7 protein-coding genes and 1 riboswitch are annotated in these 8,769 nt (G+C 46.3%); of the genes, 1 reads left to right on the forward strand and 6 read right to left on the reverse strand.

Annotated features, from left to right (window positions below; all coding sequences use genetic code 11):
- Positions 1-3 precede the first annotated feature (3 nt).
- The 6 genes from mmuP to ACQSGY_RS26130 form a co-directional block, all read right to left on the reverse strand.
- Positions 4-1,398, reverse strand: coding sequence for an S-methylmethionine permease (gene mmuP, locus ACQSGY_RS26105; RefSeq protein ID WP_427181540.1), 1,395 nt, complete (start codon positions 1,396-1,398; stop codon positions 4-6).
- Positions 1,399-1,489: 91 nt separating this feature from the next.
- A riboswitch (SAM riboswitch) is annotated at positions 1,490-1,591 on the reverse strand.
- A 108-nt stretch (positions 1,592-1,699) separates the two neighbouring features.
- Positions 1,700-2,902 carry a Ger(x)C family spore germination protein gene (locus tag ACQSGY_RS26110; RefSeq protein WP_427181541.1) on the reverse strand — a complete coding sequence of 401 codons (1,203 nt, stop codon included), beginning with the start codon at positions 2,900-2,902 and terminating at the stop codon, positions 1,700-1,702.
- Complete coding sequence (locus ACQSGY_RS26115) at positions 2,899-3,999, reverse strand: spore germination protein (RefSeq protein ID WP_427181542.1); 1,101 nt, start codon at positions 3,997-3,999, stop codon at positions 2,899-2,901. The genes ACQSGY_RS26110 and ACQSGY_RS26115 overlap by 4 nt, the downstream gene beginning before the upstream one ends.
- A 46-nt stretch (positions 4,000-4,045) precedes the next feature.
- Positions 4,046-5,758 carry a spore germination protein gene (locus ACQSGY_RS26120; RefSeq protein ID WP_427181543.1) on the reverse strand — a complete coding sequence of 571 codons (1,713 nt, stop codon included), beginning with the start codon at positions 5,756-5,758 and terminating at the stop codon, positions 4,046-4,048.
- Positions 5,759-5,935: 177 nt separating this feature from the next.
- On the reverse strand, positions 5,936-6,856 hold the full coding sequence (locus tag ACQSGY_RS26125; RefSeq protein ID WP_427181544.1) for a methyl-accepting chemotaxis protein: 921 nt from the start codon (positions 6,854-6,856) through the stop codon (positions 5,936-5,938).
- A 392-nt stretch (positions 6,857-7,248) separates the two neighbouring features.
- Positions 7,249-7,692 (reverse strand): VOC family protein, encoded by a 444-nt coding sequence (locus ACQSGY_RS26130; RefSeq protein WP_427181545.1) that lies wholly within the window; start codon positions 7,690-7,692, stop codon positions 7,249-7,251.
- A 96-nt stretch (positions 7,693-7,788) separates the two neighbouring features.
- Here ACQSGY_RS26130 and ACQSGY_RS26135 point away from each other — a divergent pair, with 96 nt between their 5' ends.
- The gene (locus ACQSGY_RS26135) at positions 7,789-8,724 is read left to right on the forward strand and encodes a helix-turn-helix transcriptional regulator (RefSeq protein WP_427181546.1); all 936 of its coding nucleotides are present in this window, start codon (positions 7,789-7,791) and stop codon (positions 8,722-8,724) included.
- The last annotated feature ends 45 nt before the right edge of the window (positions 8,725-8,769 follow it).

An 8,769-nucleotide genomic window follows, 5' to 3' on the forward strand; every position in this document is an offset into this window, starting at 1 on the left:
TAGTCATGGGGTCAACCCTCTTTTCTTCTTCGTACGATCTGTCAGGTAATATACGATATAACACAGAATAATGAATGGAATGCCGCAGTATAAAGCAATTCGCTGTGTCGGATCAAAAGCAATGCCGATGCAGGAGGCCAGGCACAGCAAAAATGAAACGATAGGCACGATTGGATATAGCGGTGTCCGGTAAACCAGATCCTGCACTTTGTTTCCTTCACGCAGATACTGTCTGCGGAACATATATTGAGACACGCTGATGCTCATCCATACCGCCACTACAGCAAGACCCGAGATAGAGACAAGTGTAATATACACGGTTCCAGGTGCAATGATGCTGGACAGCAAAGCCAGTGCACCGCCAGCCATGCTGAGCACCAGCGCGTTGAACGGCACACCGCGTTTGGTCAAGCGGGCAAACCATGGAGAAATGGTCTTTTTATCTGCCAGTGACCATAACATCCGTGAGGAAGCATATAATCCCGAGTTAGCTGCGGACAGAATCGCTGTTAGAATAACAAAATTCATAATGTCTGCCGCATACGGAACACCGATCCGTTCCATCACGGCTACAAATGGACTCTCCAGCACGCTTGCGTCCGACATTGGCAGCAGCGCAGACAGAATGACAATTGTACCGATAAAGAAAATAATCAGACGCCATAATGTCGTATGAATGGCTTTTGGAATGTTTTTTTCCGGGTTTTCCGTCTCGCCAGCAGCAATACCAATCAGCTCTGTTCCCGAAAAGGCAAAGTTCACTGCCAGCATTGTCATTAATATGGCCGTGGCTCCATGCGGAAACCAACCTGATGCTGTAATGTTGGTAAACAGTGGCGCCGGAGACGCATCTGCCATCGGAATAATCCCAAACATGGCAGCACCGCCAATAATAATAAAGAGCACAATCGTCATCACCTTCACCAAGGAAAACCAAAATTCGGATTCGGCAAACAGTTTGACCGTGAACGCATTAAACAGAAAAATCATCAGAGCAAACAGACCGCTCCAGATCCAGACATTTATGGACGGGAACCAGCGCTGCATCAGCAGCCCGGCTGCCGTAAATTCAGAGCCCAACGCGACTGTCCAGGTCAGCCAGTATAGCCAAGCAACGGTATAACCTGTAGCTGGGCCGATATATTTGGCTGCGTAGCTGTGGAATGCACCCGTCTCTGGCATATATACTGATAATTCGCCCAGACAGAGCATAACCAGATACACAACAAGTGCCCCGATGAGATAGGATAAAATGGTACCGAGCGGTCCCGCCTGCTGAATCGTGTACCCCGAGCTGAGGAACAATCCCGTTCCGATGACGCCGCCAAGCGAAAGCATGACCACATGTCTCGTTTGCATCTTGCGCTGAAAATGACCTTTATCGCTGTTATTCTCCATATGACATACTCCCTGCTTCTTCATCCAGAACAAACAAAAAAGACCCACTCTTCCCGAAGAGTGCGCCTCTACTGACAAATAAAAACAACTGCTCCTATCTATCAGGCTTTCACCCGCTGGAATTAGCACAGTATCCTTCAGATCTGTTGCTGAGGTTTCTAAGGGCCAGTCCCTCCACCTCTCTGGATAAGAAAATGATTTTTTATAACTATATCGACTGCCACCTGATGTGTCAACATTTAAATAGAATTACACCTGAGTCGTATTCCATTACCATGCTCCCCTACATTATTCCAACAAGCTACTCTGTAGAAGACCCCGGATTCACAATTCTGGTCTTGATCTCATATGTGATGGGCACCTTCGCAAATATCTCATCCCAGTGATCCTTCACCCTCTTCCACGTCTTCGGATATTTAATTCGAATCGTGTCCCGAAAATCGGCAACATCCACCTGATACGTATGCTGGAGTTTATACAGCATCTGCTTAATCTGCTGCTCGACCAATTTTGCAAAATCCTTTTCCAGTTCATCCCGATACGCTCCCTTCTCCTCCTTCTCCGGGGATCGCCAATCCTCCATCATCCATCCCTCGGATTCGGCTTTAATGTGGAATGAAATGTTGTCACCATCCACTTTCGGAATAATCTTTGTTCTTTTCTTTTTGATCTCATAGACCACCGTAAATCCTTCTTTGCTGTAGGTCTTGATGACTCCGCCCTTTTGATTAGGTCTGAGCCAGGAAAGGGCCTCCAGATCCGTTTGACTAAGCTCACCAATAAATTTCTTGTCTTTAGCATCAAAAATGCTGCCGCCCGAGAACTTGTCCTCCCCGTTGTAGTTCAGTACATTCTGCAATAGAAAACTCGACCCGGATTGCATCTGGGCATCAAGCTTCGCGAGCGATACAGGCTCCAGAATTTTGTTGGAGACGTTAGAATTATTCGTAATCCCGGTGAGATAGAACGCCGGAATGCGTGATGGATCGTTAGAGGTTAGCACATCCACTGCCCGGTGATGGCTGATCAGTACCAGACAGTTCGGGCGAATATCGTTATCCCGCAGGATGAAATCCAGCAGCTGGTCCAACCCATACTTTTTGGCAATATCCTTGGAAATCACAATAACCTTGAGGTGATGTCCAATGAGCGGGCGATCACGGCGCAAGGCAAACTGACGGAAAATCTGCAGCAAGGAATCACCGGTAAGTCGTTCATTCAAATAGGACGTTTTACCGGATGCAGGTGAACCGGGCTGTTCACTTTTTTGGCTACTGGAGTACCCTGGGGCGATCTGAACGGTTGCTGTTACATTGTCCAGCTTGGGATAACGTCCTCCCTGCTCCGCAATTTTTTTCTCAAACTCGGTTTCTTGACCCACGTCAATACCCAGCGCAACGTACAAGCTCAAATCCTCGATCTCTCTACTGCTCCAGCAGCCTGAGAGTAGACTCAGGATGGTCACAACGCAAGCGATCCGTCCCAGCAGGCGAAAGAAAATCATGCGTGCTTGCCTCCTTTTTTACGTATCATGCTTATGATCAACAGGATCAAAGGCAAGATGGCGAACAACAGAACAGAAGCGTTACCCAGCATATCGCCAAGTGCGAAAGTTTCATCTACATTTTTCGGCATCATCGCCGCTATATATATAACAGGCAGCAGAACATACATAATCTTGCCCATTTTTTTGGTCTTGAATAAGTCACGAATGCCTACTGATGCACAATAATGGGTAATTGCAAACGTGGAAAAAATCTGCATAATCCAGATGACCAGCAGGAGCGATTCAAAGCGCTCAAAGATCAAGCCTTGTATTTCAAAGCTTCGCACCAAATCCAGCGTCGGCCATGTTCTCGTTTTGATTCCGTCAAGTGAAAGGCTTCCTACAACCATAACAACTGTAATGAGGTATATAGCAGTGGAGACAGCTATGCCCCATGTTATCGCTTTATTGCTTTTTTTCGGATTCTGCATATATGCCGTAATGACTAGCATAACCTCGTAACCTGTATAAGACAGCAGCGATGGCTTCAAGCCCTTAATGACCGGCAAGAGTCCTTCACCCAAAACAGGCCTTAAATTGCTGATCTCGAACAATTGATTGCTAAGCAGAATTTCCATAACAAAGATGACCAGTGTAATGGGCAGAATGATCTCAAATACACGCAGGATCACAGATAATCCGCCAGAGATGAGATAGATGCCAATCCACATAAACACCATCACAATCACCCACGTAGGAGTACGCTCAAGCAAATACATGCCGGTTACATCAGCCATTACTCTGATCTCGAAGGCAGCAATTATCATAAAATACAAGATCATCGCACATCCCAGAATGTACGCGATCCAGCGCCCGGTAATTTCCCTTGTGAATTGAAAAACTGTTTTTTCGGGAAATCTGCGGCATAAGGTCACAAGAATGATACCCACTCCTATGATGATCAGCCCGGACAGAATGATGGAGATCCAGACGTCAGGTGTTCCCACCGCTTTGCTCATCGTTCGTGGCAGCGTTAATATCCCTGCACCCAGCATATAATTGACGATAATCACAACCGCCTGTGTAGTACTTATTTTCCCCTGAGCGTCTTTCACTTCACTACACCTCCACGCTTACAATTGATTCAAGCGCAATGCCTGCCTACTTCTTCCGATCCTCATCCACTGTATTCATCATCTCGGGACGTCTTCTCATCATAGAAAGCGGTGCTCGCATGATGAAATCTTTCCAGTCACTCATACGATATGGGACAGCTGGTGCCACATATGGAACACCAAAGCTTGTTAACCTCGCTAGATGTGTACATATCAGCAGAAAGAACATGACTACGCCATACAATCCGAGCACTGCAGCACTGAACATGGCAGCGAACCGCAAAATCCGTAGTGTTAATCCTGCGCTGTACACCGGAATCGTAAAAGAAGAGATTGCCGTAACGGCCACCACGATGACCAGAAACTGACTGATAATGCCTGCTTGTACCGCTGCTTGACCAATAATGAGACCCCCAACGATTCCCATCGCAGGTCCAATGGGCTTAGGGAGACGAATCCCCGCTTCCCTCAGAATTTCAATAGACAGCTCCATAATTAATACTTCAATAAGGGATGGGAAAGGCACTCCTGTCCTCGTCTCAATGATAGTCAACACTAGCTTGGTGGGAATCAGACCTGGATGAAATGAGATAAACGAGATATACAGGGCGGGCGCAAGCAAAGCCAGCATGGCAGATAGAAAGCGCAGCATACGTAGAAAAGTACCAGGTATCCAGCGCTCATAATAATCCTCGGGAGATTGCAGCAGCATGCTGAAAGTCACGGGTACAACAAGTACAAATGGCGTCCCGTCCAGTAAAATCGCCACCCGTCCTTCCAGCAGGGCACCAATCACCCGGTCAGGCCTCTCCGTATTTAATATTTGCTGGAACGGACTCAGCGTATTGTCTTCAATCAATTGCTCGACATAACCCGATTCAAGGAAATTGTCCATATCCATCTCACGAATGCGCTTCTCGACTTCTGCCACCAGTTTCGGGTCAGCAATGTCCTGAATGTAAGCGATGGCGAGGTCTTTTTTAATGCGCGAGCCTACCTCAATCTTTTCAATGAACAAGCTCTGATCGCTGCCATACCGACGCAGAATGCCTGTATTGTCACTCAATTGCTCCGTAAATCCAATTCGCGGTCCCCGCAGCAATGCTTCGGATAACGGCTCATCAATGCTTCGCGTCTTGCCCTTCGACGTGCCAATCAGCATACCGCCCGGCATACCGTCCACCAGCAGCCCATTTTTCCCAACCAGTACACCGAGTGCAAACTCCTGCAGCGAACCTGTCTCCTGAATCTGGCTGACAGGCAGTAGTTGGTTCTGGAGATAGCTGGACAGCGCCTGACGATTCTCCGGATGCACAAAACCCTCCTGTTTCAGTTCAGGCACACCATCCGTCATTAACGGTGTAATCAAATGCTCATCAACTAATTCCTGATCCACCAATCCTTCGGTATACATCACAGCAGCCCTTGTGTTTGTACCTCTGATCGTAAACTCGCGAATATGTACATCTGCATTTTTGGCAAAAGTTTCTTTCACACTTGTCATATCTGTTGCATATTCGCCTGTTAATTTGATGTTTGCATAATGTCCTGTCTCTGTACCCGGTCCTGTGCCTGTCTCTGCGGGCGAAATATCTCTGGAGGAGATGGAAGGCTTGGTGGAACGAGAAAAGCTGCCTCTCTTTACAGCCGTATTCAACCATCTCCAGATCAGCGTAATAATCACGGGTACAATGAATACCAGCATAGCCTGAACCCATATCGGCCATTCAGGAATATACGATATAATTTTAGACCACATGTCCTCCGCCTCCCTCTCTGCAAAAATCAAGCTACAGGTATTCCGGAATTATTGTGTCCTGTTTACCCGCAAAAATTCCGTGTTTTTGGCATTACATCCAATAGAACGCTTTCTTTTATTTTCTTGAACAACAAAAAAAACGACCCTGCACGGAGCAGAATCGTTTTGATATTCAACTTACACTATTCGAGTCACATGCTGTGCCTTGTCATCAAGCAGGCGAGCTGCGTCTGCGATTGTTTTGAAATCCTGTAACGCAATCTCAATTCTCTCATTGCTATGCTGCACGTACTGCTCCACCTTTTTGGTGCCGTTGGTGATATTCGTAATTTCCTTGGTTATACCCATGACACTATCCCGAATCTCATTAATGGAATTTTCCACCATCGCAGACAACTTGCGCACTTCCTTCGCTACAATATCGAAGCCTCTTCCAAACTCTCCTGCATGTGCAGCTTCAATCGCTGCATTCAGTGCCAGCAGCTGTGTCTGGGATGATATTTCCCGAATCGTGCGTACCACACCTTGAATCGAGCCAGCCTGTTCCTGAAGATGAGTAAGTGTAGACTGATTTGTTGCCGACACCTCCGAGATATAAGCAACGCTGGACAACAGCTCATGGCTTCGACCGATGCCCGCATCGGCCTGCTCGTTTAATTCCTGGGAGAGTGCCTTCAGCTCCTGCACAACAGTTGTTATATTATTCTGACGATTTGTAATATTCGTTGCCATCTTGCAGACTCCAACAATTTTTTGATTATTCTCATCATATACCGGCATGTATGTAGCTTCGAGCCATACGGGCTGCCCTCCGGCATCCATTCGCTCCACCTTGTCCTGAAAACTTTTCCCGTTCAAAATACTTCTCCAAAACTCCTCATACGCCGGACTGTCTGTAAATTTGCCAAAACATAATTGACGATGATGCATGCCATACATCTCTTCCTTGGTATACCCCATCGTTGAAGCAAACACTTCATTCACGTATGTAACCTTGCGATTTACATCAAAACGGATAATGGCCAAGCTTTTCTCCAGCGCTTTGATCACCAGTGCGTCCGTAACCTCATCCTGCTCCATAGTCCCCAATAAAGTCATCTAAATCCCCCACAATCCGTCCCGTAGTCAATAACGTTATATATTGTCACTGCTTGCCTGATGCAGATGGATGACAAGTGCAAATCACTGTTTTCCCTTTAACGCACCTTCATTCCTGCATTTGACTCTAGGTATTGATACCCCGATTCGGGACTTTTGGATCACTGAATTGCATGAATCTCAAAATATATTTTTTTCACGCATATACAGCCTTCTACGAATTAAACGTTACGGGCCAGATCATATACCAAATTGTATCTGCTTTCCAGGACAAAACTCACATGCTGCACCATATATATTAAAAAAGAAGAGTAGCTGGAGATTCATATCCCCATCTACTCTTCTTTAGCATGATAAATCTGAAAACAGTTGTTAAGTGAAAATGATAATGATCAAAAATCATGCACTGTAACACACAGCTGTATGACAACACCAAACGGATCACGAACGATGCCATAGCCGGGGCTGAATTCATTCCGTTTATATGGCACAAGCACCTTTACCCCTGGATACTGCGATAATTCCTCATATAATCGGTCGATCTGCTCTTGATCTCGAGACTGAATGCACATTGAAATACTGTTCCCCGATTCCCAAGGCCTTTCCGCATCCATCGCTTCTTCCGCAATCATTAATTTGTTTACCCCAACCTGCAATACAGAATGTGTGACAAACTCATCCTGGCCTTCGGGATACGTGAACTCAGGACTCATCTCTTTCATTTCCTTGTAGCTCTTGCGAAAAAGCACCTTCGCACCTAACGTTTTCTCATAAAATGCAATGGCCTTCGCCGCATCACCGTTCATGGACAGGAATGGAATAACTTCATACTTCATCTGAATTGCCTCCTCTATTCGTTTGCCTTACACTTAGGACTATAACGAATAAAGGTGCCAATTCACGGCACCATTGAAAGGATAGGGTACAGCCTGGTGAAAAAAACAGAACGCTTACACCACATGCTTCGCTTCATTAATCAAAAACAACACTTCACCCTGCCTGAGCTGATGCAGGAGTTCCACATCTCCAAACGCACGGCTCTGCGAGATATTGCGTCTTTGGAAGAGATGGGTGCGCCCATCTATGTTGAATATGGACGTTACGGCGGCTATCGGCTGCTCCAGCAGATGCAGCTGCCTCCGATCTCTTTTAACACCGATGAGCTTCATGCCCTGTATTTTGCCATGCAGGCGCTTCGCAGCTTCTCCAGCCTGCCATTCCAGACGACATTTGATTCCGTTCATCAGAAGTTTATGGCGGCACTATCTGACAAGCAGCGGGACAATATTCACAATATGCAGCAGCGTGTCATCTTCAAACATACCGAACAAATCAAGGACAGCTCCCACCTGGAGCTTCTATTAATGGCAGCTGTGCAGCAGCAGGTCATTCAGATGACGTATTCGGATAACGGTCCCCGTATCATTCAGCCCATTGCACTGTACGCCAGTAAAGGCTACTGGTACTGTCAGGCGTATGACCTGAAAAAGAAAGCTTACCGTGTATTTCGCTGTGATCGCATTATAACGGCATTCTTAACTGATATTGAGCCTGTTAAGCAGGTTGCCGATCTACATGCAGAGCATCTTCATGCCTTATGGAAACCGTCGGACCAGGCGATTTCGTTTCAATGCAGGATTAATGAGACAGGAATGGAGTTATTTCGTCAGAACCACTTTCCATCTATGCACATTGAAGAACATCACGGTATGCAAATGCTCGTCGGGACCTATGAACCCCATGAACTGGATTTCATCGTGAGCTATCTCGCAGGTTACGGCACTTCTATTCAGATTGTTGCACCTGATTCGTTAAAGGAATCACTGAGACAGCATTATTTGCATTTGTTGAGTCATATAACTGAATGAGTCATTGTTGAATTCAAAGTGTTTAAATCTAGACCTGCGGCCTTT

The organism is Paenibacillus sp. TC-CSREp1 (genome assembly GCF_050171015.1).
GTDB classification, from domain to species: Bacteria; Bacillota; Bacilli; order Paenibacillales; family Paenibacillaceae; genus Paenibacillus; species Paenibacillus silvae.

What these genes read in the sequence shown, in the direction of transcription:
- ACQSGY_RS26130 (WP_427181545.1), bottom strand. Translation starts at nt 7,692, where the DNA reads ATGAAGTATGAAGTTATTCCATTCCTGTCCATGAACGGTGATGCGGCG.
- mmuP (WP_427181540.1), bottom strand. Translation starts at nt 1,398, where the DNA reads ATGGAGAATAACAGCGATAAAGGTCATTTTCAGCGCAAGATGCAAACG.
- ACQSGY_RS26125 (WP_427181544.1), bottom strand. Translation starts at nt 6,856, where the DNA reads ATGACTTTATTGGGGACTATGGAGCAGGATGAGGTTACGGACGCACTG.
- ACQSGY_RS26120 (WP_427181543.1), bottom strand. Translation starts at nt 5,758, where the DNA reads ATGTGGTCTAAAATTATATCGTATATTCCTGAATGGCCGATATGGGTT.
- ACQSGY_RS26110 (WP_427181541.1), bottom strand. Translation starts at nt 2,902, where the DNA reads ATGATTTTCTTTCGCCTGCTGGGACGGATCGCTTGCGTTGTGACCATC.